The 271-nt window shown below is 39.9% G+C and carries 1 rRNA gene; it reads left to right on the forward strand.

Annotated features, from left to right (window positions below):
- Positions 1-71, forward strand: a 16S ribosomal RNA gene (locus tag DUK53_RS17410); the annotation flags it as partial.
- Positions 72-271: the final 200 nt, after the last annotated feature.

Consider the following 271-nt stretch of genomic DNA (forward strand, 5'->3'; position numbering starts at 1 on the left):
TGGGACAGATAATTGGGGTGAAGTCGTAACAAGGTAGCCGTATCGGAAGGTGCGGCTGGATCACCTCCTTTCTAAGGAAAAGGAAACCTGCTTTTGTTTTATCTTCTGTTTTGTTCAGTTTTGAGAGGTCAAATCTCTCTAAAGAAGAAAGTTGTTCTTTGAAAACTAGATAAGAAAGTTAGTAAAGTGCGGTATAAGTCTTTGACTTGTACCAACCAAGTAAGAACCGAGAATCAACTGAAAGTAACCTTTCAACTAACCGATACGGCCA

Origin of the sequence: Listeria sp. SHR_NRA_18 (assembly GCF_003856515.1) — a bacterium.
GTDB classification, from domain to species: domain Bacteria; phylum Bacillota; class Bacilli; order Lactobacillales; family Listeriaceae; genus Listeria_A; species Listeria_A newyorkensis.